24 protein-coding genes and 3 pseudogenes are annotated in these 23630 nt (G+C 57.2%); 8 read left to right on the top strand and 19 right to left on the bottom strand.

Translation table 11 applies throughout. The features are described 5' to 3' along the window. Positions 1 to 2: 2 nt before the first annotated feature. From RTCIAT899_RS34240 to RTCIAT899_RS21785, 12 genes and pseudogenes are all read right to left on the bottom strand, one after another. Positions 3 to 254: a site-specific integrase gene (locus RTCIAT899_RS34240; protein ID WP_240535427.1), complete on the bottom strand. Its 252-nt coding sequence runs from the start codon at positions 252 to 254 to the stop codon at positions 3 to 5. Beyond that, the gene (locus RTCIAT899_RS21835) at positions 251 to 1240 is read right to left on the bottom strand and encodes a tyrosine-type recombinase/integrase (RefSeq protein WP_004118271.1); all 990 of its coding nucleotides are present in this window, start codon (positions 1238 to 1240) and stop codon (positions 251 to 253) included. Before RTCIAT899_RS21835 ends, RTCIAT899_RS34240 begins: the two co-directional genes overlap by 4 nt. Next, complete coding sequence (locus RTCIAT899_RS21830; RefSeq protein WP_004118273.1) at positions 1237 to 2499, bottom strand: tyrosine-type recombinase/integrase; 1263 nt, start codon at positions 2497 to 2499, stop codon at positions 1237 to 1239. Before RTCIAT899_RS21830 ends, RTCIAT899_RS21835 begins: the two co-directional genes overlap by 4 nt. Before the next feature lie 18 nt (positions 2500 to 2517). Next, the gene (locus RTCIAT899_RS21825) at positions 2518 to 3303 is read right to left on the bottom strand and encodes a transposase (RefSeq protein WP_183932622.1); all 786 of its coding nucleotides are present in this window, start codon (positions 3301 to 3303) and stop codon (positions 2518 to 2520) included. 171 nt (positions 3304 to 3474) lie between these two features. Further along, positions 3475 to 4341: an IS3 family transposase gene (locus RTCIAT899_RS21820; RefSeq protein WP_015342033.1), complete on the bottom strand. Its 867-nt coding sequence runs from the start codon at positions 4339 to 4341 to the stop codon at positions 3475 to 3477. Further along, entirely contained in the window at positions 4341 to 4760 is a 420-nt protein-coding gene (locus tag RTCIAT899_RS21815) for a helix-turn-helix domain-containing protein (protein ID WP_041678080.1), read from the bottom strand. The genes RTCIAT899_RS21820 and RTCIAT899_RS21815 overlap by 1 nt, the downstream gene beginning before the upstream one ends. A 418-nt stretch (positions 4761 to 5178) precedes the next feature. Continuing rightward, positions 5179 to 5520 carry a hypothetical protein gene (locus tag RTCIAT899_RS21810; protein ID WP_210305352.1) on the bottom strand — a complete coding sequence of 114 codons (342 nt, stop codon included), beginning with the start codon at positions 5518 to 5520 and terminating at the stop codon, positions 5179 to 5181. Positions 5521 to 5924: 404 nt separating this feature from the next. Further along, a pseudogene (locus tag RTCIAT899_RS32460) lies at positions 5925 to 6164 on the bottom strand (helix-turn-helix domain-containing protein); the annotation flags it as partial. Positions 6165 to 6289: 125 nt separating this feature from the next. Then, positions 6290 to 7927, bottom strand: coding sequence for an MFS transporter (locus RTCIAT899_RS21800; RefSeq protein WP_004118281.1), 1638 nt, complete (start codon positions 7925 to 7927; stop codon positions 6290 to 6292). Between the two features lie 380 nt (positions 7928 to 8307). Next, positions 8308 to 9951: an MFS transporter gene (locus RTCIAT899_RS21795; RefSeq protein WP_004118282.1), complete on the bottom strand. Its 1644-nt coding sequence runs from the start codon at positions 9949 to 9951 to the stop codon at positions 8308 to 8310. Between the two features lie 195 nt (positions 9952 to 10146). Further along, positions 10147 to 10563, bottom strand: a complete 417-nt coding sequence (locus RTCIAT899_RS33645) for a hypothetical protein (RefSeq protein WP_004118284.1) — start codon at positions 10561 to 10563, stop codon at positions 10147 to 10149. Then, positions 10560 to 11213, bottom strand: coding sequence for a DUF433 domain-containing protein (locus RTCIAT899_RS21785; RefSeq protein WP_004118290.1), 654 nt, complete (start codon positions 11211 to 11213; stop codon positions 10560 to 10562). Before RTCIAT899_RS21785 ends, RTCIAT899_RS33645 begins: the two co-directional genes overlap by 4 nt. A 272-nt stretch (positions 11214 to 11485) precedes the next feature. Here RTCIAT899_RS21785 and RTCIAT899_RS21780 point away from each other — a divergent pair, with 272 nt between their 5' ends. From RTCIAT899_RS21780 to RTCIAT899_RS21770, 3 genes are all read left to right on the top strand, one after another. Continuing rightward, entirely contained in the window at positions 11486 to 11833 is a 348-nt protein-coding gene (locus RTCIAT899_RS21780; protein WP_004118293.1) for a helix-turn-helix domain-containing protein, read from the top strand. After that, a complete protein-coding gene (locus tag RTCIAT899_RS21775; protein WP_004118296.1) occupies positions 11833 to 13122 on the top strand; it encodes a type II toxin-antitoxin system HipA family toxin in 1290 nt (429 codons plus the stop codon). Before RTCIAT899_RS21780 ends, RTCIAT899_RS21775 begins: the two co-directional genes overlap by 1 nt. 81 nt (positions 13123 to 13203) lie before the next feature. Next, positions 13204 to 13794 carry a DUF433 domain-containing protein gene (locus tag RTCIAT899_RS21770; protein ID WP_004118299.1) on the top strand — a complete coding sequence of 197 codons (591 nt, stop codon included), beginning with the start codon at positions 13204 to 13206 and terminating at the stop codon, positions 13792 to 13794. A gap of 392 nt (positions 13795 to 14186) precedes the next feature. Here the strand turns inward: RTCIAT899_RS21770 and RTCIAT899_RS21765 are convergent, their stop codons facing one another. The 4 genes and pseudogenes from RTCIAT899_RS21765 to RTCIAT899_RS21750 form a co-directional block, all read right to left on the bottom strand. Further along, complete coding sequence (locus RTCIAT899_RS21765) at positions 14187 to 14510, bottom strand: hypothetical protein (protein ID WP_004118301.1); 324 nt, start codon at positions 14508 to 14510, stop codon at positions 14187 to 14189. 32 nt (positions 14511 to 14542) lie between these two features. After that, a complete protein-coding gene (locus tag RTCIAT899_RS21760; protein ID WP_004118303.1) occupies positions 14543 to 14863 on the bottom strand; it encodes a hypothetical protein in 321 nt (106 codons plus the stop codon). Between the two features lie 36 nt (positions 14864 to 14899). Next, on the bottom strand, positions 14900 to 16261 hold the full coding sequence (locus RTCIAT899_RS21755) for a hypothetical protein (RefSeq protein WP_240535429.1): 1362 nt from the start codon (positions 16259 to 16261) through the stop codon (positions 14900 to 14902). Next, positions 16177 to 16704: pseudogene (locus tag RTCIAT899_RS21750) on the bottom strand (IS630 family transposase); the annotation flags it as partial. The pseudogene RTCIAT899_RS21750 and the gene RTCIAT899_RS21755, both read right to left, overlap by 85 nt. 114 nt (positions 16705 to 16818) lie before the next feature. Here RTCIAT899_RS21750 and RTCIAT899_RS21745 point away from each other — a divergent pair. Continuing rightward, positions 16819 to 17853 (top strand): IS110 family RNA-guided transposase, encoded by a 1035-nt coding sequence (locus tag RTCIAT899_RS21745; protein WP_004118306.1) that lies wholly within the window; start codon positions 16819 to 16821, stop codon positions 17851 to 17853. 327 nt (positions 17854 to 18180) lie between these two features. Here RTCIAT899_RS21745 and RTCIAT899_RS21740 read toward each other — a convergent pair whose 3' ends face one another. Beyond that, positions 18181 to 18591: a helix-turn-helix domain-containing protein gene (locus tag RTCIAT899_RS21740; protein ID WP_004118308.1), complete on the bottom strand. Its 411-nt coding sequence runs from the start codon at positions 18589 to 18591 to the stop codon at positions 18181 to 18183. A 533-nt stretch (positions 18592 to 19124) separates the two neighbouring features. Between RTCIAT899_RS21740 and RTCIAT899_RS21735 the strand changes: the two genes are divergently transcribed. Further along, on the top strand, positions 19125 to 19865 hold the full coding sequence (locus RTCIAT899_RS21735) for a hypothetical protein (RefSeq protein ID WP_004118310.1): 741 nt from the start codon (positions 19125 to 19127) through the stop codon (positions 19863 to 19865). A 244-nt stretch (positions 19866 to 20109) separates the two neighbouring features. Here the strand turns inward: RTCIAT899_RS21735 and RTCIAT899_RS32870 are convergent, their stop codons facing one another. Next, the gene (locus RTCIAT899_RS32870) at positions 20110 to 21054 is read right to left on the bottom strand and encodes a GIY-YIG nuclease family protein (RefSeq protein ID WP_240535430.1); all 945 of its coding nucleotides are present in this window, start codon (positions 21052 to 21054) and stop codon (positions 20110 to 20112) included. On the opposite strand from RTCIAT899_RS32870, the gene tnpA reads away from it, so the two are divergent. The 3 genes and pseudogenes from tnpA to RTCIAT899_RS21715 form a co-directional block, all read left to right on the top strand. Next, positions 20941 to 21363 (top strand): IS66-like element accessory protein TnpA, encoded by a 423-nt coding sequence (tnpA, locus tag RTCIAT899_RS32865; protein WP_240535431.1) that lies wholly within the window; start codon positions 20941 to 20943, stop codon positions 21361 to 21363. The genes RTCIAT899_RS32870 and tnpA overlap by 114 nt on opposite strands. Next, the gene (tnpB, locus tag RTCIAT899_RS21720) at positions 21344 to 21697 is read left to right on the top strand and encodes an IS66 family insertion sequence element accessory protein TnpB (RefSeq protein ID WP_004118312.1); all 354 of its coding nucleotides are present in this window, start codon (positions 21344 to 21346) and stop codon (positions 21695 to 21697) included. The genes tnpA and tnpB overlap by 20 nt, the downstream gene beginning before the upstream one ends. A gap of 54 nt (positions 21698 to 21751) precedes the next feature. Then, positions 21752 to 22198 (top strand): annotated as a pseudogene (locus RTCIAT899_RS21715) (IS66 family transposase); the annotation flags it as partial. 337 nt (positions 22199 to 22535) lie between these two features. Here the strand turns inward: RTCIAT899_RS21715 and RTCIAT899_RS21710 are convergent. After that, positions 22536 to 23567 carry an IS110 family RNA-guided transposase gene (locus RTCIAT899_RS21710; RefSeq protein ID WP_015342012.1) on the bottom strand — a complete coding sequence of 344 codons (1032 nt, stop codon included), beginning with the start codon at positions 23565 to 23567 and terminating at the stop codon, positions 22536 to 22538. Positions 23568 to 23630 lie beyond the last annotated feature (63 nt).

Raw genomic sequence — 23630 nt, 5'->3', positions numbered from 1 at the left:
TGCTAGCCGGTGGTTCCGTGCTCGGATGCCGTTGCCGCGCTCGGATTCAAGATGGGCGAGAAATGCCCGCACATTGTCGGCGCTGAGGTTCTCAGCCTGAGCTTGCTGATCGGGGTTCGGTTCTCCCGGGCCAAGAATAGGAGAAACAACCGGATCCCGTCGCGGTAGCTCCGGATCGAGGTGGACGCCAGACCCTTCTCGGCTTTGAGATGGTGTTCGAAGAACTGATAGACGAGGCTGCCGACGGTTCTCATGGCCGTCCTCCATACGAAAGCGGTGCTGCAAAGCGTTCGAAGCGCTGGCCGGCGGCTTCAAGGAGATCGGCTGTAACGGTGAGATAGACGGCGGTGGAAGCGGGGTCCACGTGGCCCATGAAGGTCGACAGCTTAACGAGCTTGTCGGTGGGATTATGTCCGTCGCGATACCACCGCAGAAGTCGCCCGACCGCAAAGCTGTGTCGCAGATCATGCACGTGAGCCGGCGTTCCTCCCGCTGGGATTGGTATGTCCAATTGATCGGCCAGCGAACGGAAAATGATACTGATCGTGCCGGGGTTCACCGCTCGACCCCGCAGGAAAGAAAACAGCGGCGTGTCGGGGGTAACCGAAACTACGTGCTGTGATCGCAGCGTCATGAACGCATAAAGGCGCTGTGCCAGCTGCGGCCCCATGGGAATGAGCCTTGACTTGGAAAACTTCGTCTCGCGAATGGTGAGCACGTCACGATCCCGATCGACATCCCGCCAGCGCAGGCGCGCAACCTCGCCGACGCGCAGACCAAGCCCGAACAACAGGCTGAAGATGATGGCATAGGCAGGCCCGCGAAGCGGGGCGTTGTTCTGATCCGGGAGCTCGGCGGCGCGATCGATGAGCTGTTGAGCGGTCCGCAGATCCAGGATGCAGGGCGGTCTCGGATTACCTCGGCGGCGCGGCTTCATCGTGACAGGAGAACGATCAATAAAGTCATGCTCGACCATCCACTCGAACAGCCGGCCGACGACGCCGATCAGATGGTTGAAGCTTCGAGGCCGCGAGCGCGGACGGCTCAGGAAGAATGCATCGAGGAGCGCCGGGGTGATCTCGGTCAGGTTCGTCACCGCTTGAGCGTTGAGGTAGCCGTCGAACATCCGCAGCACCTTGTCTTCGACGTCATAGCGCCGGTTGAGCGCGCGCTTGTGGCGAAGGAAAGCGACGATGTAGGGTGCGATCGGGCTTGAAGGCTCGGGAAGACGCGGGCTCATTGCAGATCCTCCCCATCACCCAGAGCTACTTCCCGCAAGCCATCGACCTGGACCTTCGCGTAAATCATGGTCGAGGAGGCAGCGCGATGCCCGACATAATCGCCGATGGTCTTGAGCGAAAACCCCGTGTCTACCAGGCGCTGGACGCAGGCATGACGGAGAGTGTGTGATCCTGGACGGCTAACCGGAATCCCCGCGCGATGAAGATACTTGCTGGCAGTGGCCGACACCGCAGAGTGTGTAAGTGGCGATTGTGGGGCCAAATGCCGCCAGAAAAGCAATCGGCTTTGAACGTCAGGCCGCCCGTTCCTGAGGTAATCCACGATCGCCTCACCAACGACGGGGGCCAGCGGATAGGTGGTGCTGTGCTCGGCCTTGCGCCCGTGCACATGCAGCCGATCGCGCTTCCAGTCGACATCGTCGAGCGTCAGCAGCGCTACTTCACGGGAGCGCAGCCCATAAACGGCCATCAGCAGCAGCATGGCGTAGTCGCGCCGGCCAACCACGGTGCGCCGGTCCACCTGATCGAGCATATCCTGGACCGAACTCCAACTAATCGATCGAGGGATATCGGCCAGCCGATAACGTTGAGGTATCTCGACCAGCTTGCTGATGTCGCGCTGAAGGACGTGTTCCCGATGCAGGTATCGCAGGAAGACCCGCAGGATGCTGGCAAGACTGATCATCACGGTGCGGCCGAAATGCGAGGCCTGTGTCGTGATGAAGGTCGTCACCACCGGTAATGTAAGCGACTTCGGATCGCATCCTATATCGCCGAGATGTCGCTCGAAGACGCGAAGGTAATGCCGGTAATGCGCGATGGAGCTTTGCCGCAACCCTCGCTCATCTCGGAGATAATCGAAGAACCCTGGAATCTGGATTGCAAATGGATCGGGCAGCGAAGGTCTGGTGCGGTCATCGCCTGCCTTCCATACGACCAGGCTGAAGAAATGCCGCATGATGCCAGTGACAAAGTTGCGGTCGCGTCGACGTGCATCAGCCGATCGACCGGAATGACGATTTGACAACCAATCAGCGATGAACGGCTCGAAGAGCCCTTCCGCTTGTTCTATACGTTCGACATTCTGGCCGGCAGTGAATGCCGCAAACTTCACCAGCACGGGAACGCGGCGATAGATGCTTCGAGGCGTATAGGCACGTTCGCACAAAGCCTTCACATACTGCTCGATCTGCGGCCCTAGCCAGCAATCCATAATCCGATCGATAGTTTGTGGTTTGACGAAAAAGTGTTCCAACATGACAACCTCCATTCTGAATTAAGGGGAATAGGAGGGTGCGCTCGTTGTTCGCCAGAGATGTGCCGCCACAGACAATCTGGTCGTTTGATCACAGAAACTTACGCCCGCCGGGGCGCATAACCGTTCGGGACACAAAACCCCGATTACGTGCCCGGGCACGTAATCGTAGACGATAAGGCGCGGCACGCCGCCGAAATAGGCGAACATGCGCACGTGCGAGCCGATCCAGTCCGGCAGGGTCTGAGTCCAGGTGGCTTCTGCAAAGGCATAACTCGATGCACCGAGCACGCCGACAAAGATCTCCGCCTCGCGGATCTCGCCGGTCTTGCGATCGACGATCGGCAGCTTCTTGCCGGAATAATCGACGAACACCTTGTCGCCAGCAATGTGGACCTGCCGCATCGTTGGCGTCAGACGCCGCTCAAAGCCGCGGAACAGGTCGCAGAACCGACTGAAGCCGTAGCCATCAGGATAGACGGCTCGATATTCCTCCCACAGGATCGTCAGGGTCACGCCGGGCTTCTTCAGCTCGACCGCAATGACACTCCAATCCGGCTCTGGTAGTCGCCGTACCCCTTGTTTGGTGCCTTGCCGGGCGAAAAGTTTACATTCCAGGACGTCGTCCGTCAGATCGGCAGGCAAAGGCCAGGATAGCCCTGCCGTCGCAGCTCGCCCGATCCCGTCCTGCACCGTGCTGCGGGCAATCCCGAGCAGATCGGCAATATCGCGAACGCTCACGCCATCTGATCGCAGTCGAAGTAAATGTCGTAGTTGTCTCATGGTCAGCCTTCGTCTCTTCGACATGCCATCTCCTCAAGTTCAAAAGGAAATGCATGCCAAGGTTGCTGACCCAGGGGCACTGCTTACGTTGAAAAACGTCCGGTATCAAATCGGAATCGCGTCCGGTTAATTCTCGGAATCGTGGAGTGAACCCCCAGACTGAGACAAGGAAAATCGCGGACACCCCACGTTAAGCTATGCAGCCTTTTCCATCTGTCGTCCACCTGAATGCTTCTGTTCGTACTCCTCCGGCGTGAGATAATCGAGCGCCGAATGCAGGCGCTGCGTGTTGTAAACGGTATCGATGAAAGCGCCAATGCGCCTGCGGGCATCATTTGCATCCTTATAGGCGAGACCTTGCACCTCTTCCTGCTTCAGGGTTTTCATGAAGCTCTCCGCCTTCGCATTGTCATAAGGATTTCCGACACGGCTCATGCTCGCTTGGATCCCCCGACGATGCAGTAATTCGGTGTAGGCCCCGCAGGCGTATTGAACTCCGCGGTCGGAATGATGGATGAGGCTCCCGGGTACGGGCTGGCGATCAGCGATGGCCATCTCGAGAGCCTCGATGGCAAGGCTTGCTCTAAGATGCGTATCCAGCGCCCATCCGACTACCCTGCGGCTAAACGCGTCAAGGACAACGGCAAGGAAGGCAAACTCCTCGGCCAGATGCAGGAAGGTGATATCGGCAACCCATAGCTGGTTTACGCCATTGAGGATCATTCCCCTCGCGAGGTTCGGCACGACGTGCCAACCATGCCTGGAGTTGGTCGTCACAGGAATAAAGGGTCTAGCGCGCAGGCACAACAGATTGTCTTCACGCATGATCCGTAGAACGCATTTGTGATTGACTTGCCACCCCTCCCGTCGCAGCAGGGCTCCAATCCGGCGGTAGCCGTAGTGTGTGTTGCCGAGAGCCAGCTTCTGAATGAGATCGCGCAAACCCGTCTCGGCCCGACGAGGGGCCGAATCCAGCCAGTGACGGTAATAGCTCGCGCGGCTGACACCAGCGAGCCAGCACATTCTGTCGACGTTGAATTCGCCTTGCGACAGGCCGCTCATCATCTTTTCGATGACGTTGAAGATGCCGTTTCGCCAGGAGCGCTGCTCCGACGCTGATCTTCCTCGAAGTGCCGCAAGGCTTCGCGAAAAAAATCGAGATCGAGCTGCTGCTGCCCGACCTTCTGCTCCAGTTCCCTGATCCGGCGCCTGGCCTTGGTCAGTGCCTTTTCCTGAGGTGCCGGCACATCGACTGCACTCTGCAGCTGTGCGGTCCCGTCAACTCCTGCCGTCCTGGCCGGCCGGCCGCGCCGACGTGACTTCAGATTACCATGAAGCCTGAGATGATCACGCCACTCGTAAAGTCGTTGGCGACTGATACCAACCTCATCTGCCAACTTGCTGACGGTTTCGCCCGCCTCCATGCGCCGGAGAAGCTCCAGCTTTTGGTCATCATCAATAATTCTTTGCCGTCCGGCCATGCCCAGTTTCCTCTCCTTGCGGGGAAACTGTCCGCGATTTTCCTTGTCTCAGTCTGGGGGTTCACTCCAATCGTGTCCGGTTTTTGATCGGAACGCCGTCCGGTAAATCATCGGAATCTACACTCAAAGGTTTTGCCCGGGCGCCCGCCTCGGCACCCGTCCCACCATCTTTCAAAACAATAACGGCGCTGCAAGTAGCAACGCCGCTCATAAAATGCTGATTCCCGAACAGGCCGCGCCCGCAGGCCGAAGGGCGTATATGATCCACGCCATTATCACGTTCTAATTCAGCGGTCGGAAGTGTGCCTCCGACGATTGAAACAGAGCACTTCATGGAAACTGTGCCCCTATCCCTAATCGGATAGGGGCTTTTTGCTTTTGGGTGCCCGCTTGGGCGTTGCTGTGCGAAACACCGTTGTCATGAAGTCCGAAGAAACAACGCATTACCAGGTCTGTCGATTGTACCGCGCGAACGAGCTTCACGCCCGGTGAACGGCTCAAACTCATCATCGCCGTCGAGATATTCCAGCTCGTGGTCAATATGGTCGATCGCCCAGCACAGCGCCTCGATCTCGCTTCTCAGGTGCTCCGCCAAGTCCTCGGTAATGATGGCGATATCGGCAGCAGGCAGGGAGGCCTTGCTGTTGATGATCTTGATCGCATCAGCCTCAAGGCCGGCAAGATGATGCTTCGCCCGCTCGATCTGGAACAGTAGCGTGCTGCGCTGATCCATCAGGTATTCTCTGGTTTCGTCCATCATTTCGGCACCCGGCACGGCTCAGCACAAAGGAAAGCCCTGAGGGGGAATCCGCAGGGCCAGAGAAGTGAGAGATATCGGATGGAAAGGAGCTCCGATAACTTTGGTCTAAAGGACGTCATGTCCTGACCACGATGGCAGAAGTTTGCCAGAATTCCGCCTCGCCGTAAAGTTCAGACTAATGGTTGGTCACCAAGCGGACGCTGAAAGCTTCGTGCGTCAATGAAGAAGCTGCGCCACCATCAGCACCAACGTGCTTAGGCCCGCGCACACTGTCAAAGCAGTCAAAATCGAAGTCGACATCATATCGCTCCTCAAATCAGATTTTGCGAGCTGACTACTGCAGCGGTGGGGGCGGTGTTCTCATGGGAGGGAAAAGATGAGAGCGACCCGACCTGTGGTCGCCGATGACGTCGCAGCTTTCTCAAGCGTCGCCGGCGTTTCTTGGCGATATCGTCGGCAACCGTCGAGACGTAGCCACTATATTCGGGAAGTTTGCGGTCATGGAGCGTATTGCGCCTGATCTCACGATTGATGGTCGATCGGTGACGGCCGAGCTTACGTGCTATCTCGTTGATCGGCACCTTGCGCTCGACTAAATGATGCAGGCGCCGCCGATCGGCGAGGGTCAATTGCGAATAGTGCATAACGACAAGCTGTGGCGTAATCAGGAATATGAAACTGGAGAGCGGTTTTCCGGTGACGCTCGAAGCTTTCCAAAGAAAAATAGCCACCAATATAGACCCCGTTGGGAAGATGTCTGCTGACATCCCTACTTCTGCGAAACGTATGGCACGGGCGCGGACTTGCGCGCAGCCGTCGGGCGCTCCACCAGAATGGTTGTTCGCGGGAGGTCGTACGCCACGCTCAACGCCTTGAGCTCGTCGTCCAGGCGCTTGTCCGCTTCGTTGAGGCGGTGATGAAGGCGATGGTAATCCGTCCAGGTCGGCGTCCGGAAGGTCTCGAGCCATCGCGAAGGCTGCTGAACGTCGCGCGTGAGTGTCCACTGGCGTGCACCGACGCGGCTTTGAACCAGCCGACGCCTGCGCATGATTTCAAGAAAAAGGTCAGCATTCTCGTCCGCCACAGCGTATTCTGTCGTGACCAGGATCGGGCCACTTCGCGGCTTCAGATCAAGTGCCGGCACAGGCGCATCGAAAGCGCCGGAGGCTTCGAGCTCCGACTCTAGGCGGTTGCTGATCGGGAGCTTGACCCCAAGTGCCGCAACAACCAAGGAGGACGCAGCAGAACATGCCAGGGACAGGGAGAGGGAATGATTTTCCGCGATAATTCCCCAGAGCCAACTGCCCCCGGCAATCCCCCCATAGGTGAAGGCGCTGTAGATGGAAATCGTGCGACCCACGACCCAACGTGGGCTTGCCAACTGCACATTGACGCCGAACCCCGACCATCCCGTCACCCAGCCTGCGCCCCCGAAGGCAAGGCAGACTGTTGCGATGATAAGGGAGGACGTCAGAGCAAGTGAGATGGCACATGCCGCACACGCGACGCATGCCAGAACGATCAGCAGCTCCTGCGTGACCGCGCGCCTGAGTGGCGGGTTCACGAGCCCCGCGACCAGCGCGCCGGCGCCAAAGCCCCCCATGAGAATACCGTAGTCGATCGGGCCGCCCTTCAAAAGGTCTCTCGCGACGAGCGGCAGGAGCGCCAGCATTGAGGTTCCGGTCAGCCCAAAGAGCGTCCCGCGGACAATGGTCGCCTTGATTTCGGAGGATATCGCGGTGAAGCGCAGGCCATCATAGATGGCCGTCATGAGCGCTTCCCGGGGGAGGGGCGACGCTTTCACGGTCCACTTGTTTCGCCACAGGGCGGTGAGGGGCGCGACGAAGCCGAAGGTGGTGAGCGCGAATGTGACGAGCGGCCCGAATACAGCAACGATGATGCCGCCGAGGGCGGGACCGACGCTACGGACCGTGTTGAAGCCGACATTAAGAAGTGTCACGGCCGACGGCAGATGGCGGCGCTCCAGCATATCGCCAAGCGAAGCGCGCCAAGCAGGATCGCTCAATGCGATACCGCAGCCGTCAAGGAAACTGAACGCCAGGATCATCCATGGATCGGTGATGCCGAAGGCCATGAGGATCGTCAGCATCGCCGAGGCCGCCATCATCAGGCTTCGACCGACGATCATGACCATGCGCCGACTGTAGTTGTCGGCAATCGCGCCAACGAAGATCGCAAGAAAAAAGGCTGGCAGCGTGGATGAGGCCTGAACGAGGGCAACCATGACATCGGACGTCGAAACCGTGGCCATGAGCCAGCTGAGCGCTACCGTCTGCATCAGCCAGCCCAGGCTGGAAAGCTGCGACGCGAAGAAAATCGAACGGAACGTCGAATTCTTCAGTGGCGCCAATAGCCCTATGGATGCTGTCTCTTCTTTTGAAGGCATGTCATTCAGTCTCTTTCGGGCGGGTCACTTCGGCCGTGCTTGACGGGCGTATTCGGCGATGAGGGAAAGGAGTCGTACTTCGGTCTGCCATCATTTGTCGCTTGCCCAGTCGACGCTTTGTCCAAGAGTTCGCGGGCCAGGCATCGGCGCGTGGCGGCAAGGCCGGAATCGAAAACCGAGGGAAAAGCGGCTGTCGTCGAGCAGGGATCGACGACAGCCGAGCGAACCAGGATGGCAGGGGTTGATGCCACTCCCAGGCCAGGAGCTGTGTTCGGCTTGCGGCTAGTCTCCACAGTCTGAACCGTGAGGTTTTGTTTCTGGCCGACGCCATTATGGGACCGTTGCCGCTGCTCGATAAATGGCCTCATCGCAAGATCACCTCATGGACGCGAAACGCGCGCGACCGGTTGGCTCCGGGTCCGTCGCGTGTCTGTTGTGCGCTCAATCACAAGATCAGTTTCCGGAGGCTTGTCACTCATATGCAAAGCGGCGAGAAGCTGTACGACTTCCTGATCCCACGGGGAGAGACGATGATGCAAACGCAGGAAATCCATCCAGGTCGGCGTGCGGAATGTTTCTGTCCAACGGGAAGGCTTTCGAAGATTTCGCTGGAGCGTCCAGTCACGTGCGCCTGCCCGGGCCAGGGCGTATCTTCGAGTGCGCATGTGATCGAGGAAGATGTCCAGGTCGCTGTCGTCTATGGCATATTCCGTCCTCGCTGCAATCGGGCCGCTTCGGGGCTTCAGATCAAGCGCCACCGTTGGCGCCGGATAAACCGAGCCCTGCTGGTCTGCCTCGGCCGCCAGATGCACCGGCAGGACGAACCCTGATGCGGCGACGAGTAACAGGGCCGCTGCGGCAAGTTCGAGAGAAGATGCAAGCGAATAGGTCTGGGCGACGGTGCCCCAGATCCAACTGCCGGCTGCCATGCCGCCGGAGAGGAATGCGTAATAGATGGAGAGCGTACGGCCGACGACCCAGCGCGGACTTGCCAATTGCACCCAGACGTCGAACCCGGTCCAGGTGATGACCCAGCCGGCGCCTCCGATGACAAGCGCAAGTGTCGCCAAAGGTACTGAGGAGGTGAGGGCAAGTGAGATGCAACAAAACGCGCAAGCGATGGAAGCGATCGCCATCAGCCATTCCTGAGGAATCAATCTCCTTAAGAGCCGGTTGTTCAGTCCGGCGATGCAAGCGCCTGTTCCGAAACCGGCAAACAGTATGCCGTAGATGATTGGTCCGCCGGCCAAACGATCGAGGGCGACAAGCGGCAGAAGAGCAAGTATGGCAATGGCGGCAAGGCCGAAAAGGGTGGCACGTATGATCGCCGCCCGGATGTCGGAAGAAAGCGCCGTGAACCGCATTCCGTCATGGATTGCTGTTGAAATTCGCTCTGCAGGCAGCGGAGACTTGCGGACGTGCCACTTGTTGCGCAACACCGCGCCGAGAGGCGCTAAGTTGCTGCAGGCGGCAAAGAGAAAGGCCGCCAACGGACCGAGGAACGCGAGAATGGCTCCGCCCAAAGCCGGTCCAACGCTGCGCGTCATGTTGTATCCGACCGACATAAGCGTCACCGCAGCCGGAATATCTCGCTTGTCGAGGATATCGCCCACCGAGGCATGCCAAGCGGGGTCATTCAGCGCAAAGCCGCAGCCTGCGACAAATCCCAGACCTAGAATCAGCCAGGGACTAACGAAGCCGAAGGCGGCAGCAATCGCCAGTACGATGGAAGCGAGCGCAATCAATGAGAGCCCGGTGATCATGACCGATCGACGGCTATAGGTGTCGGCGATTGCTCCGGCGGGAATGGAGAGTATGAATGCCGGAAGCGTCGTTGAAGCCTGCACAAGCGCGACCATCAGATCCGAAGCGGAGATCGTCGCCATGAGCCAACTGATCGTGACGGTTTGCACCAGCCATCCCAGGTTGGCGACTTGCGTGGAACTCCAGATCGAACGGAATGCTATACTGCGTAGCGGATCAAGGGTGGTTGGCCCGCGCGCGGTGACGTCTTCGATCTGCATTCTTGATGGCTCTGAGCTTCGCATTGACACCGTGACGCCACAGATTATCCGCAACTCGGATACGAATTTCGGCGTTATTGGAGTTCTTGGCGCAGGAACCCTGCGTTGAGCGGGAGTGTATCAGGCAGTCCGACCAGTTCTAGCACGTTGCTGGCTTATTATTGAGCTTGTATGCCGTTTTTCCTTCCTGAACGATTATCCCTTCGGAAGTGCGTACCGGAGCACGCGCAATTCGTCCTCATCGCCGAGGGAAATTTCCAACACACGATTGGCGAGATCGTCATCGTCGTCGAGTTCGGCCATAGCCTGTTCGAACAGCTCGATCTGCATATCGAGGTCCATACCGGGCGGGCGGTTTAGGTAGACAGCCCGGCATGGATGGCAACGTCTGCATATTGCCCCTTCGTCCCGGGCTTGTCTTTCGGCCCGCGGAAGTCGACCGAGTTCTTCGTGACGAACGTCCAGTCGCCCTAAAGAATGATCGGTGTGAGCTCCCAGTCTTTCAGGCCACCCAGTTTTCATCCAGACGACATGGCTCGTTTCGCCATAACCTTTTTCCAGCGCCATCTTAGCCAGTTGAGGACTGAGGCACTCATCAATCAGAAACTTCATCCCGCCTTCGTGCGACGGGGGACGCGACGATCTGTGAGGATGACCGAACCTTCGGGAAGCTCGCCCAGCACGCGGGGCCGCCCGCGCAAGGGATTAGCTTCCGCATAGATTGTCGCGAGCCTGATCTTCTCTCTGTCCAGGCCAGGCCAGGTTTCGAGAATGCGCTCCGTGGAATTGCCCGCGGATACGGACGCGGCAACATCATGGACAGGAACGCGGGTGCCTCGAATGACAGGCGTCCCACCAAGGATGTCGGCCGACGATGTGACGACCTCCCGTGCTGCGGCAAGGTCGTCCAGCCGCTCGCTCGCGCCCCTCATAAAGGGCATGAGATCGATCGTCAGAAACTCGTGGTGCACGGTCCAATCTTCAAGCAACAGGGCGGACCACGGGAGGGTGCGGGCTCTCGCAAGCCGGGCCTCCGCCGTCCGGATAGTAGACAGGCGTTCTTCCGAGGTAAGGCGGCGGGCGCTTTCGAAGTAAAACGTGATAAGCGAGCAGGCTCCGGCGAGGACATGACGACCGTTGTCGAGCGATATGAACGCTTCCGGCAAGATGTGCTCGTCGATAACGCGATTGACGTCGCGCAGGCTCACGCGCGAGACAACGGCAGCCTCGCTCGCCTTCAGCATCTCGGCAACTGCTGGCATGGTTGAGCCATCGGTATTAATTCTTCCGATGGGTCGGAATATATAACTTGTTGGGGGCGATATCAAGGCCTGGGACGGATCGGCGGTCGCCGGTTGGACTTGAGGCATTGGGTTGATGAGGACGAGCCAAGATCGAAATCGCCGCTGGGCAATCGTTATATTGGTGCGCTATTTCGCTCCTTATGACGTCCTCTAGCGGAATTCCGCATTTTGCTTTATCTTAGAGTCATACGAAATTCCGGACACCGGCCAGCAGGCGAGCGATATTCCGCATGAGCACTACGATTTTCAATACTCTTGGCGAGCAACTGCTGGCCGCCCGCAAACGACGCGGTCTCAGCCAGCCTGCACTTGCGACAAGGCTCGGCCGGGACCGGGCACGAATATCGGAACTCGAAAGGGACCTTGCAACCGATCGACGGGGTAGGGATCGACTGACGCTGTTTGCCGAAATCTGCGATGCCCTCGACCTTGTGCCGGTCCTGCTGCCGAAGTCCCGGATGGGGGAAGTGAGGCAGTTGATTGGCGATGCTAGAGAACACCAGAATAAAGGTACGGCGGCCAGCGCATTTGAGGAACTTTTCGTCGATCTCGATGAAGACGACAATGGGGAACCGTGATGGCGAAATCTTCGGCGATCCTTGGCGTCCATCTTCTGGATCAGAACATCGGGAAGGTGAGGGTAGGGACCCTGACGCGCGATAGTGACGGCGCGGTCGCGTTTGTCGTTGCGGAAACGTTCCTGCGGGATCCAAGGCGGCCAATTTTGAGCCTGGGCTGGTTCGATCCTGACGATGACGAGGGCACACGCAATCGTCTGGCGCGGCGTGGGGACAAAATTGGGCTTCACGGCACATTGCCACCATGGTTTTCAGGATTGCTTCCAGAGGGCGCCCTCAGGGACCTCGTGTTGAACGAGATGGGGCCGGGCGATCACGATGAGTTCGACGTCCTGACCCGCCTCGGCGGCGATCTCCCCGGCGCAATCCTCGTCGTCCCCGAAACAGCGGTTCCAGCGTCAGCCGGCCCGATCACCATTGAAAAGAAAGATGGTGTGGATGTCCCGCTGCCCGATGGCACGGTCAAATTCTCGCTCGCCGGTGTGCAGCTCAAGTTCACGGCCAACGTCGAGGGCGACAGATTGACGGTTCCCGGTCGCGGTAACACCGGCCGCTGCATCATCAAGGTGGCAAGCGAGCGATACCCAGGGCTGCCGGAAGCTGAACATGCGGCCATGCAGATGGCAAGGACGATCGGCGTGCGGACAGCAAACTGCCGGCTTGTCTCCAGCACCGCGATCAGCGGCATCCCTGCGGAACTGTTGGCTCATGGTGAGCGCGTTCTCGTCGTCGATCGCTTCGACCGTGCCGACGATGATCGTCGCATTCACATCGAAGACGCAGCCCAAATTCTAGGAGCGATCGGCGATCGAAAATATACGATGGCGACGACCGAGACCATCATCAACATGGTGCGCCGCTTCAGCACCGACCATCGCGATGACATATTGGAAGCCATCCGCAGGGTAGTTGCAGACGTGCTTTTAGGCAATGGCGACAACCATCTCAAGAACTGGTCTTTCCGTTTCCCGGCACCTGGCGAAATCCGGCTGTCGCCGGCCTACGATATTGTCCCGACCGTTCTTTACATGCCGTCCGACACTATGGCGCTGAGGTTCGTCAAAACCCACAGCTTCGAAAGCGTGAACCTGCATCGCTTTGAGAGGGTCGCAAGTTTTCTTCGCCTGGACGCGAAGCTGATCACACGCGAGGTCGTTGCGACAGTCAGGCGTGCGCTGGAGCATTGGCCGACATCGGCGCCTAAACTACTGGGGGAAAAGAAAGCAAAGCAGCTTCTTGATCGCCTTGGCACGCTGAGCCTGGTGGACGAAGTGCGGCGTCAATCGTAGTCTTTGGCTCACGTCGGTCCGGGCCTTGCACTCTCTCTAATTCACCCCTATGTTTGGGGGTGGATTAGAAAGGGCAATAGGATGGAACATCTGACAACGGCACAAGCGGCTTTTGTGGTTGATGCGCCTCTAGACACTTTCAAAAAGGTTGTCGAGCGCGCGCCGATCAAGCCGCAACTCGTGAAGCGAGGCGGTCGGAATATTAGGCAGTTCGGTCAAGCCGAGCTGGTATTTCTCCATGCCTATGACGAACTCAAACAGGCGCTGACACCCAAGAGCCAGTCCGAATTCTACGAGGCGTTGCGAAGCTCTCTCAAACGCGGTCACGCGAAAGAGGTCGTGTTCGGTAAACAGCGCTACGACATTGGTCAGCACCTGGTCTTCGTCGAGCGTAAGCTGAAGGAACTCGACAAGCTCACTGCTCAAATCGACCTATCCGGCAAGGAACCGCTAATCCGGGGAACGCAAATCGAGGCGCATCGGATTGCCGCTCTCCTCGACGCCGGCGCGACTGTCAAAGATGTCCTTCGCGACTATCCCTCCTTGAAGGAGCAACAGGTCGTTTCCGCGGGAGTCTATGCGGAGGCGCATCCGAAGGCGGGGCGGCCGTATCCGAAGCAAACGGCAAAAGCCGCCATGCGCGCAGCCGATCTTAGCGCGTTGGATGACTGAGCTTGAAATATCTGCTCCATACAAATGTCTTAAAGGAAATCGGTCGACCCGAGCCGCACGAAAATGTGGCGGCCTCGATACGGTTGACGATACTGATCTCGCGATCAGCGTGATCTCGGTTCGAGAGGTTCCGAAAAGCATCGAGAGAAAGCGGAACACCGACGAGGCTGTCGCCCGCCGGTGGGGGCAAATGCCGGGACAATCGGACAAGATTCCGACGTTATCGGTTTGGCCGCGACGGCGCAGGTAAATGACCTTGTCGTCGTCACCCGAAACACCGCTGATTTTCAAGGGCGGGCGTCACAATCCTGGACCCGTTTAAGAAGACTGCCAAACCTGCCTGGCCAGGCTCGTCTGCCGATTAATCATGTTCGAAAATGCATTTAGTTCGTTTAGTGCGGAAAAGCCAAAATGATTATTGCAAAAGAGACGGTGCCCGGTTGAGCGACCGAAATGTGCTTGTGGTCGAGCCCGCATTCTTCATGCAACAAGGTGTCGATATGGTGTGCTGGGATGCCGCTCTCGGCTCTAAAAGCTTCCGCGAGCTCGATGTCGAACATCGCTCTCGTCATTCGGGCGCGAGCGCGCAAAATTTCCTTCTTCGCCTTGGTTAATGTTTCGCCATCGATTTTGTCGAGCCACGCGTTGTAGCGATCGCGCGCTGATGCGCTGCGTTCTTCTGCAGGCTTATTGAAACGCTGACGACCAGGCAGCATTCTGGTTAAGTGTAGATCGCGCCAGAAGATTGCTACCGGTCAGAGTGAACTGGCCGAGTCTCGCTGATCTCAACTTTGGGCAAGCTGCTGGCTTCAAAAAGAGGAGCACTAAGCCGCTTCTCTTCGTCCATCAAGTGGCCAAGCTGCCGTGCCGATAGCGCCGCGACTTTATGCACTAAAACGGAAACTATTAGGCTGCTGACGGCCATTGCGTAGGGAATCCAATTGGGCTGAACCCTTTCAATCGACAGAGAAATAAAGGTTGAGAAGCCACCGACTGCCAAGATCGAGATCGCTACACCGTTAAAATACGCGATTTGAGCCCGTAGTTGCTCTTTCTTCGCCTCAGACATCGACGGCCCTCCATTGATCCCGGCACGCAGTCATTTTCAACCCGGTAATATTAAAATGCGTGGCTTTATCAGCTCCGGAACATTATACCCTTGCACGGTGATCGTAAGCTCACGGTTGGCATCATCCTTGTGCCCGAACAAGTAGGTCCAACTGCTCTCAGAACGTTTCTGGACCAGCTTCTTGAATTTGGGGTGCGCTGGAGTAACCTCTCCGATCTTCGCAAGGACGGCGCTGAAATCCTTATTCCGATTAAAGATAAGGACCGCTGCTTTTGTATCTCGCCAGCTAAGATAAGAAAGCACCTGATCAAGGGTTTCCAGATAGCCCTTTTCGCCGGTCCAGAATTTGCATTCGCCAATAAAGATATTTTTCCTATCGACTTTGATCAGAATGTCGGACTTTCCTTCATAGTTGAAAGTTTCGGCCGTCGCATCGCCGGCAAAATGCCCATTGAGCTGGACTAGAAAATGGGTCCGCAAGCTCTCTCCATCGATTTCCCGGAACGCCCCGGGGCTTTGCTCCATGACGCCGACCATATTCTCCATCACCAATAGAACATGCTCATAGTCTTCTGGGGTGAGAATAGGCTCTGGCTTGTACGGATCGCGAGAAGCAACGGGCCTTGGGACAGAAGGATGAATGGTACGACGGACGGAAGGAACTGCGAACGTTTGGCTCGCGCCGGGGCGCTCCTTCATTTTAAAACCCAACCCAGCAAGAAGCGATTTGCCTCGGAGAAGTTTTTCCTTGCGATGGTCAATTGTTCTCATCGCTAAGTCCCCTAGGCTCGCGTTGTAGGCCTGCGCGTCATTTGTCAACCAGCTCAAATGCAGATTGATCGATGCAACCATTCCATCGATCTGCTGCCTCACGCGCTCTGCCGTAAGATCGGTTCCCGCGATGGAAAACGAGATAACGCCATCGTCCACATGCGCCCGGGGATTGTTGAAATTGCTGGTCGTGGGCTGGATATCAAATCCGACTTTATCGCCGGTGAAAGGCAGCTCGACGTCAACTGCCGTTCCAGTAATGTAATGCGGGCGCGAACGGTCATCTATCCACCTGTTTTGATCCTGACTGATATCGATTTGAGCTTCCCGTTGGTCGACCACCAAATCATCTGGGTAAATCGTGGGAACCTCGAACGCGAATTCGCTCACAAGGTAACGAGCCAGATCGGTGGTAGACGTATTGAGAAGCTCGTCGCCATTCTTGGCCTCGACAGTAGCAATCAGCTTTTGCCTCCACGCCTCTTGCGTTGCGAACCAGTCACCTTTGTTGAAAAGGTAGTCATTATACCAATCGGCATTGGTCAGAACCGATGTGCCCAGTCGCGCATTCCGATTGACATGATCTTCCAGGGCTGGTCGACCAGCTTGTTCCAAGCGGCGCAGCAATGATTGACGATGTCGTCGTAGGATGTGAAGACGCGGTTCGACAGCCAGTTGTCGCGCAGGAATTGCCAGACATTTTCAACAGGATTCAGTTCTGGGGATCGCGGCGGCAGGAAGAGCAGGGTGATGTTTTCCGGCACGATCAGCTTGGCCGATGAATGCCAACCCGCCTGATCGAGGATCAGAACCGCGTGCGCACCGTTATCGACCTCGCGGCTGATTTCCTGAAGGTGCGCGTTCATTGCCTCTGTGTCGCACCAGGGCATGACAATGCCTGCACCCTTACCCTTCTTCGGGCAGATCGCCCCGAATATGTAGGTCCATAGCGTTCGCTGATCGTGGGGGGCCGATGGACGCGTTCCCCGTTGCGCCCATCGCCGCGTCATCTTGTTCTTTTGCCCGATGCGGGCTTCATCTTGCCACCACAGCTCTATTTCTGTGCCTGGAGCGAGGGTCTTGCTGATCGCGCTGATCTCTTCCGGGAAACTTATGGAATGGCCCGCCCTTTCACCCAGCATCGAGTAGGATGCTGATATCGGGAAAGAGAAAGGAACGAGCGAATGTCTATTGCTATCCTCGGTGTTGATCTGGGCAAGAACTCTTGCAGCATAGTTGGCGTCGATGCGGCCGGTGCCGTGGTCGTTCGTCGTACAATGCGCCGGCAGACGCTGATCGACTATGTGACGAAGCTTCCGGCCTGTGTGGTCGCAATGGAAGCATGTTGCGGCGCGCATCATCTGGGACGCCTGTTTATGGCGCAAGGCCACCAGATCCGGTTGATGTCGCCCGAATACGTTCGCCCATATATCAAAGCGCAGAAGAACGATGACCGCGATGCGGAGGGGATCGCGGAGGCCGCTTCACGGCCGACAATGCGTTTCGTTGAACTCAAGAGCCAGGAGCAGTTAGATATCCAGACGTTGCATCGGGTGCGTTCGCGCCTCGTAGCCGAACGAACGAACCTTCTCAACCAATTGCGAGCGATCTTGCTGGAACGCGGGGTGATCTTTCCTGCTGGCAGGCGAAAGTTCGAGCTTGATTTGGATCGCATGCGTTCCGAGGGCAATGAGACCTTGTCGCCCCGCATGCGTCAGCTGATTGACGGGCTGCGTGCCGAATGGAAAGAGCTCGACGCGAAGATTGGGGCGCTGAACGATGAGTTTGTCCAACTGGCGCGCAACGATGCCGCCACACGCAGGTTGACCTCGATCCCTGGCATTGGGGTGCTCAACGCGACGGCTTTGGTCGCGGCCGTGGGTAATGCAAGCAGCTTTGCCAAGGCCCGAGACCTTGGCTCCTGGCTTGGGTTGGTTCCGAGACAATACAGCACGGGCGGCAAGGCACGGCTGCTTGGGATATCCAAGCGTGGCAACACCTATCTGCGCACTTTGCTCATCCATGGCGCGCGTGCGGCATTGCCATCGCTTTCAAAAAGCGACACTCCTTTGGGGCGATGGCTGACAGCAATGATCGAGAGAGGCGTGCATCGGAACGCAGTGGTGGTGGCGTTGGCCAACAAGCTGGCGCGTATCGCTTGGGCCGCTTTACGCAAAGAGACACGCTTCGAACGCGGTTACCTGGTAGCGACGGCATAATTGGGTCGGAACATGCTATCGCACGTAGCCCAATGAGGTTTGCAGGAAGGATCGTGAAGATGGCCTGACAGTCGATCGGCGTTTGGAAAGCCCGGTTTAAAAAATGGCACATGATGCCGAGAAACTTATGGGGCTCTAGACGCGCGGATGTCCATCTTGGCCATGGGGGCGACCCATGAGACCGTATACGTTGACGCAGACTGATCAGAACACCGTAAAATCTTCTTGCAGACGGGCGGGCCATACGTTTTTTAAAATCCTCCACCGCCAATTCGTTCTGGGCATAGTGGCGAGGACGGGCAGACAGCTTGGCAAAGCCCATGGCCTTCAACTCACGTCCCACGTGCTTTCGTCCAGCGATATCCGATAGTCCTCGAATATCAAGCGTGCCAGGTCCTTCAACCGCCAGCGCACAACGCCGTGAATCGCCGGGATCGGCCCCTTCTCCACAAGACGACGAAGCTCCTGGCGCTGATCGTCGTTGAGTTTCGGACGCTTGCCCGGAGCCTTCACGTTTAAAAGACCCTCAGGGCCTTGCGTGTTAAAGCGCTCGACCCAGTCCCGCACGATCTGCACAGTCACGCCACCAACTCTCGCGGCCTCGCCGCGCGTCGCTCCATCATAAATCTGCGCGAGAGCCAGAAGCCGCCGCGTCTGAGCGGCATCTTTCGACAGCCGCGCCGCCTTGCGCAAGTCATCGCCAACATAATCCGTCCGAAGCCGAAGTGCTGATCCCATGGCAAACCTCCCGTTTGCACCATGGATTCAGATTCATCGCGTTTTGTGAACCCTCAAGAGTCAGCAGCAATGCCGATTGGTATTAGAGCCAGAACGATAGCCGCGCATGGATAAACGTCTCCCAAGATCAAGCACTTAAGGAGATAATATATTACCGATTACCAGATATACCCATTCTGAGACCTACAATGAGCATTGCGCACAGCTTTTTTCAGTGTTGGCTGCTTTATATTGCGTCGGGTTACTGCATTTCGACGCTTGCCGCCCTCGTGGTTTTTTCATCCTGATGGGCGCCCCCGCTCCAGCTCTTTAGATATCGATCCGAATTTCAGAGAGTGACGGTACCCTCAATGCATGTCGTTACTTCGCCGCCAATCCAGATTTCCGCGCCCAACTGGTCCACATGGCCGGGAATTATCGGGGCACCCAAAATCGCAAAAACGCCCGCCAAGCATGTGATGTAGGCTCGCATAGCGCGAATCGATAAATGGCCGTATTGAACTGGGCAATCTATCTCGAATGACAACAGTTAAATGGGAACGCACGATACCATGCCGCATGAAATTCTCGACTTCGTTGCCCGAATAGCATGGCCGTCTGTCGCGTTGACAGCCATCGTCATTCTCGGACCGTTTGGCGTGTTAAAAACTACCTTGGGCGAAGTGGCGGTCAAGCTTTTTGGAATCACGTCAGCCGTGCATGATTTCAAAATAATCGCAACCGATTTTCACAAGACGCAGGAAGCCCTGAGAAATTCCACGGGTTGGGTGGACGAGTTGCAGATACAACTGCACTCAATTGCCGAGCAATTGGAAAGTCTGAGGCGTACGACACAGGACATCAACATCACGACCCAAGACTTGGCTATTACCGAGGGGAGCCGGTCGTTGGCACAGTCGGTCGAATCCGACGGTTCTGTCGAAAATGTCGAAGCAACCCTCCCCACTCTTTCCGTTGATCAGATGTATGATGATATTCGGGATCGCTGGTACACGTTGACGGAGCAGCTGAAGAGCAGGGTAGGTGCCGAAAACTTTGATGCTCGCTCCATCGGTGCTGTTGCTCGACGACACGTTGATGGTCGCCGTGCGCGTCCTCTCACTTTGATGGAGGCGGACAGGTTCGAACGACTTCATTCGCAGATGAAGCGTTTCAACCGCCTGCAGAGCACTCGGCACGAATGGTTGACACACGAAGTTTACAGCGCGTTCATTAAATCCGTCGAGCAGGCGACAGCCTCGCTCTCGGCAGCGAAGTCAGGACGAAGAGCTTGAAGATCGCTGCGCATGCCACGTGACAATTCTAATGGACCCGGCAGGAAACCTGCAAAAAGACATCCAAGTGGCCTTGCTTCGACAAAACATGACAGCTTGGCAGCGAACGTTTCTCGCCGACATCCAAGCTCTCTTTGAGCAGTCTGCCGGGATGCGCTCAAACTGCTCTGGTCGATCGCGCCATCGCAGCGGGTTGGCAGGTGGACGAGGTGCCAGGAGGACACATTCGCGTGGAGTCGGTGTTCTAAATGCTTGCCGGAAATGCAACCAATTCAATTGGCTCTACAGCTGCCAACATGGCGTTTCGACGAGCGAGGGTTTCGCGGTATTCCTGAGCCTCAACGTCTTTAAAGAATGGTGCACCAGGCGCGAGCCTCGCTACCGCCCGCTCGACCTCGTCAATCGACACTCTGAAGAATTCTTTGCGAAAGTTTTGAGCGTTGATGCGGGTCTTCTGGAATTCGTTGTGAAGCGCTCTCTCAAGGGCGGGAGCGTCGTCGCTGTAGATGATTGCATGAGTATCAAAGACAAACGGGACGCCGGCGTCACCAAGTTCGCGGACGCGATCGGCTGGATCCAGGCGCCTGGTCAGACCAATCTTTACGACCTCTTCGCCGAAAGAACCTATATTCGAGATAATGTAGACATATCCCGACCGCGTCTTCTCGGCCATCGCCTGCGCACGCTCAAACTTCGCGTGGGCATCAGCTAGGTCTTTTTCCAGCATCCGGATCTTTTCGTCGTATGCTCCAATTTGGTCGGCGGCGGCCTCATTCGCATCGGATTTGGCTTTGTCGAGAAGGCGCAGATAGCGATTCTCCTCCTCTTCCGCTCTTTCCATGTCCCGAAGCAGCTTCTGTTCCTCTCGCGCAGCGCGGGCCATCTCGGCGCGTTCCTCCCGCTCGGCCTTCAGCTTTTCACGGTATTCGTGGGTGACCTGCAACTCGACGAGTTTCTGTTTTAGAGTAAGCGCGAATTTCGCCGCACCTTTTTGCATTGAGCGTGTTTTGGCATGAAGTGTCCACTTAACGGAGGTGGACACCACGTGATTGAGAGCGATGAACAGAAACTGGCGGTGAGGCGGATTTTGCGCAACGGCCGCCGTCGATACGATCCGGCGTCGAAAGAGCGGCTGGTTGCTGCCTGCCTGGAGCCCGGCGTGTCGGTATCGCGGCTTGCGCTTGAACATGGGATCAATGCCAACCTTCTTCGGAAATGGATAAAGACGGCCAAGGACGCCGTTGCTTTGCCGCCACCTGCGCTGTCGGCGTTCATTCCGGTTCAAGTCAGCGCTGCGCAGCACAGTTTGCCGATGCAGAGCAGTTCGGTGGGCTGGCCTGCTTTGCCTGGTGAGGAGCGGCTGTCGAGGTCGTCGCCACTCCCAGCCAAGGTGAGCGCGGCTTTGCCGAATGGCGTGAAGCTGACGCTGGAATGCGGTGATGTGGATGCATTGACGGCAATCATCGGAGCTCTCGGCCATGTTCAGACTGGGCGCTGATCTCAACGTCTATCTGCATCGCGAACCGATCGACTTTCGCGCCGGCATCAACAGCCTTGCGGTCCTGGTGCAGGAGGTGATGGAGCTTGACCCGTTCGCGCCTGCGATCTTTGCGTTTTGCAATCGCCGCCGCGACCGGATGAAGTTGTTGTTCTTCGATCGGTCCGGTTTTGTGATGGTCCTGAAGCGCTTGACGGAAGACAGGTTCCGATGGCCACGCCGGGAGACTGCGGTGGTGACGCTTTCGACCGAGCAGCTCCACTGGATTCTCGACGGCATCGACATTGACGCGATGGTTCGCCATCCGGTGCGGCAATATCAAGTCGCTGGCTGAAGGATATCGAATTGAGCGGTTGACGCGGCGGCATGCTTTCGATTCAAGAATCTGATGAATCGAACTGGCGAACCGACTGTTGAGGAGCTGATGGCGCGCATTGCCGCGCTGCAGGCGGAAAACCGTCAACTTGCCGAGCGCGTCGTCAAACTCGAGGAAGAGCTGGCGCTTGCTCGCTCACATCGTTTTGCGCCGAAGAGCGAAAAGCACATTGATCGCCTCTTCAATGAAGCCGAACAGGTCGCCGGTGAGGATGACAGCGAAGAAGGCGATGTCGTCGATCTTCCGGACACCGGCTTGCCGCCGGCAGAAAAGCAGGAAGGCAAGAAGCGCGGCCGCCGACCGTTACCGGAAAACCTGCCGCGCGAACGCGTCGAATATGACCTGCCCGACGATCAGAAGGCTTGCCCCTGCTGCCATCACCAAATGCATCGCATGGGTGAGGCCGTTAGCGAGCAGCTTCATATCGAGGTGAAGGCAAAGGTCCTTCAGAATGTGCGGTTGTCTAATCGCAATCCATTAGTCAAGTTGGTTTGGCCATTCAGTATCGCACCGTATTGCAGCACGCAAAACGGCGTATCAATTCGATAGATCGGGCCTCAGCGTCGTTTTTTTCTTTACAGCCATCCGGTGCCAGGGGCAGGGTTGTCTTCGCGGTCGACATAGGATCGCCGCATAATGGGTCTTCGCAGGGTGGACCTTCCTTTGTTCAAAACGCAAGTCTCAACGAGCTGCAGCCGCAACATACGGAATGATCCAACCCACGTCCGTGGCACGGACGCTGAGTACGCCTCAAATCAGATTTGACGCGTTGAGGTTTAAGGCAGGTACTTTCGCTTTATACGGGAGCGCCAGCCAATGCGTTGAACATTTCTCCTGTTTTGAGCATACTATGCATGATGACGGCAAGCTTTCGGGCGACCGCCACCGCAGCGCGCTTGAAGCCAAGCCGGTCACGCAGCTTGAGCCCCCAATTCTTCAGACTGCATTCGGTCCTAGCACTGGTTCTTGTAAGAAGCACCATCGCCGCTTCGTAAAGCAGCCCACGCAGACGGTTGTCGCCTCGTCGCGAGATATGGCCGTCATAATCGACCTCTCCTGATTGATAACGCCGCGTTGTCAATCCAAGCCAGGCGCCAACGGAGCGCGACTTTTTAAAGTTGTCTGGGTCTTCGATTGCGGCGACATACGAGATGGCGGTGACGGCGCCGACCCCTGGGATCGTCATCAAAAGCTTGGTCTCCTGACTTCCCCGTGCTGCCGCGAGCAACTGGTGATCAAGACCGGCAGCGCGTCTTCGTATGTCGCACCAGGCGTCGAGCAGAGGCAATATGATCTTAGCCAAGGCGTCATTCCCATCCAGGAATTGTCTCACGTTCCCGTCAAATATTCGCCCCCTCCCTTTCGGGACAATGAGACCGAAAGTCTTCATCAGACCGCGAATTTGATTGCTGAGCTGGGTCGAGATGCTGAGCAACTGATTGCGAGCGGTCACCAGCGTGCGTGTCAGCATGCTGTCGAATGCCTTTACCCGAACCGTCTTGTAGAATCCGGCTTCGGCCAAATGAGCTAAGCCATCCGCGTCATTGGCATCCGTCTTGTTGAGCGTCTCATCCAAAATCCTTTGGGCGTGCCGCGCTTCGATGCAGATCGCCGGCACTCCTTCGGCCGTGAGCGCATGATAGAACCACGTAGATAACGGACCCGTCTCGAATACAACGCGCTTGGCGTGAGGGGCGTGCCTGCGGATCATCTCCGACAAAAGTTTTGGGTCGGATGGGCACTTTCCCCGCCAGATCCGCTTCCCCTCCTGTCGGATCGAGATTGCAGTTTCTTTCAATGAAACGTCCAGCCCTATATATTGGTCCACGGTTGCCTCCATTTGATGTTTGGGCCCGGTTCCAATCGTGAGCCCGTATTTCCATCTTATCGG

Origin of the sequence: Rhizobium tropici CIAT 899, assembly GCF_000330885.1 — a bacterium.
Taxonomy (GTDB): Bacteria; Pseudomonadota; Alphaproteobacteria; order Rhizobiales; family Rhizobiaceae; genus Rhizobium; species Rhizobium tropici.
Note: the sequence above shows the minus strand (reverse complement) of the source record. Positions and strands in the feature narration are given on the sequence as shown.

What these genes read in the sequence shown, in the direction of transcription:
- RTCIAT899_RS21785 (WP_004118290.1), bottom strand. Translation starts at nt 11,213, where the DNA reads ATGCCAGCAGTTGCCGAGATGCTGAAGGCGAGCGAGGCTGCCGTTGTC.
- RTCIAT899_RS21830 (WP_004118273.1), bottom strand. Translation starts at nt 2,499, where the DNA reads ATGTTGGAACACTTTTTCGTCAAACCACAAACTATCGATCGGATTATG.
- tnpB (WP_004118312.1), top strand. Translation starts at nt 21,344, where the DNA reads ATGTTCAGACTGGGCGCTGATCTCAACGTCTATCTGCATCGCGAACCG.
- RTCIAT899_RS21745 (WP_004118306.1), top strand. Translation starts at nt 16,819, where the DNA reads ATGTCTATTGCTATCCTCGGTGTTGATCTGGGCAAGAACTCTTGCAGC.
- RTCIAT899_RS21825 (WP_183932622.1), bottom strand. Translation starts at nt 3,303, where the DNA reads ATGTCGAAGAGACGAAGGCTGACCATGAGACAACTACGACATTTACTT.
- RTCIAT899_RS21765 (WP_004118301.1), bottom strand. Translation starts at nt 14,510, where the DNA reads ATGCTGCCTGGTCGTCAGCGTTTCAATAAGCCTGCAGAAGAACGCAGC.
- RTCIAT899_RS33645 (WP_004118284.1), bottom strand. Translation starts at nt 10,563, where the DNA reads ATGAAGTTTCTGATTGATGAGTGCCTCAGTCCTCAACTGGCTAAGATG.
- RTCIAT899_RS21835 (WP_004118271.1), bottom strand. Translation starts at nt 1,240, where the DNA reads ATGAGCCCGCGTCTTCCCGAGCCTTCAAGCCCGATCGCACCCTACATC.
- RTCIAT899_RS21780 (WP_004118293.1), top strand. Translation starts at nt 11,486, where the DNA reads ATGAGCACTACGATTTTCAATACTCTTGGCGAGCAACTGCTGGCCGCC.
- RTCIAT899_RS21770 (WP_004118299.1), top strand. Translation starts at nt 13,204, where the DNA reads ATGGAACATCTGACAACGGCACAAGCGGCTTTTGTGGTTGATGCGCCT.
- RTCIAT899_RS21795 (WP_004118282.1), bottom strand. Translation starts at nt 9,951, where the DNA reads ATGCAGATCGAAGACGTCACCGCGCGCGGGCCAACCACCCTTGATCCG.
- RTCIAT899_RS34240 (WP_240535427.1), bottom strand. Translation starts at nt 254, where the DNA reads ATGAGAACCGTCGGCAGCCTCGTCTATCAGTTCTTCGAACACCATCTC.
- RTCIAT899_RS21820 (WP_015342033.1), bottom strand. Translation starts at nt 4,341, where the DNA reads ATGAGCGGCCTGTCGCAAGGCGAATTCAACGTCGACAGAATGTGCTGG.
- RTCIAT899_RS32870 (WP_240535430.1), bottom strand. Translation starts at nt 21,054, where the DNA reads ATGTTCAAGCGCAAGCCGCGATACCGACACGCCGGGCTCCAGGCAGGC.
- RTCIAT899_RS21740 (WP_004118308.1), bottom strand. Translation starts at nt 18,591, where the DNA reads ATGGGATCAGCACTTCGGCTTCGGACGGATTATGTTGGCGATGACTTG.
- RTCIAT899_RS21810 (WP_210305352.1), bottom strand. Translation starts at nt 5,520, where the DNA reads ATGATGGACGAAACCAGAGAATACCTGATGGATCAGCGCAGCACGCTA.
- RTCIAT899_RS21800 (WP_004118281.1), bottom strand. Translation starts at nt 7,927, where the DNA reads ATGCCTTCAAAAGAAGAGACAGCATCCATAGGGCTATTGGCGCCACTG.
- RTCIAT899_RS21815 (WP_041678080.1), bottom strand. Translation starts at nt 4,760, where the DNA reads ATGGCCGGACGGCAAAGAATTATTGATGATGACCAAAAGCTGGAGCTT.
- RTCIAT899_RS21775 (WP_004118296.1), top strand. Translation starts at nt 11,833, where the DNA reads ATGGCGAAATCTTCGGCGATCCTTGGCGTCCATCTTCTGGATCAGAAC.
- RTCIAT899_RS21735 (WP_004118310.1), top strand. Translation starts at nt 19,125, where the DNA reads ATGGGAACGCACGATACCATGCCGCATGAAATTCTCGACTTCGTTGCC.
- RTCIAT899_RS21760 (WP_004118303.1), bottom strand. Translation starts at nt 14,863, where the DNA reads ATGTCTGAGGCGAAGAAAGAGCAACTACGGGCTCAAATCGCGTATTTT.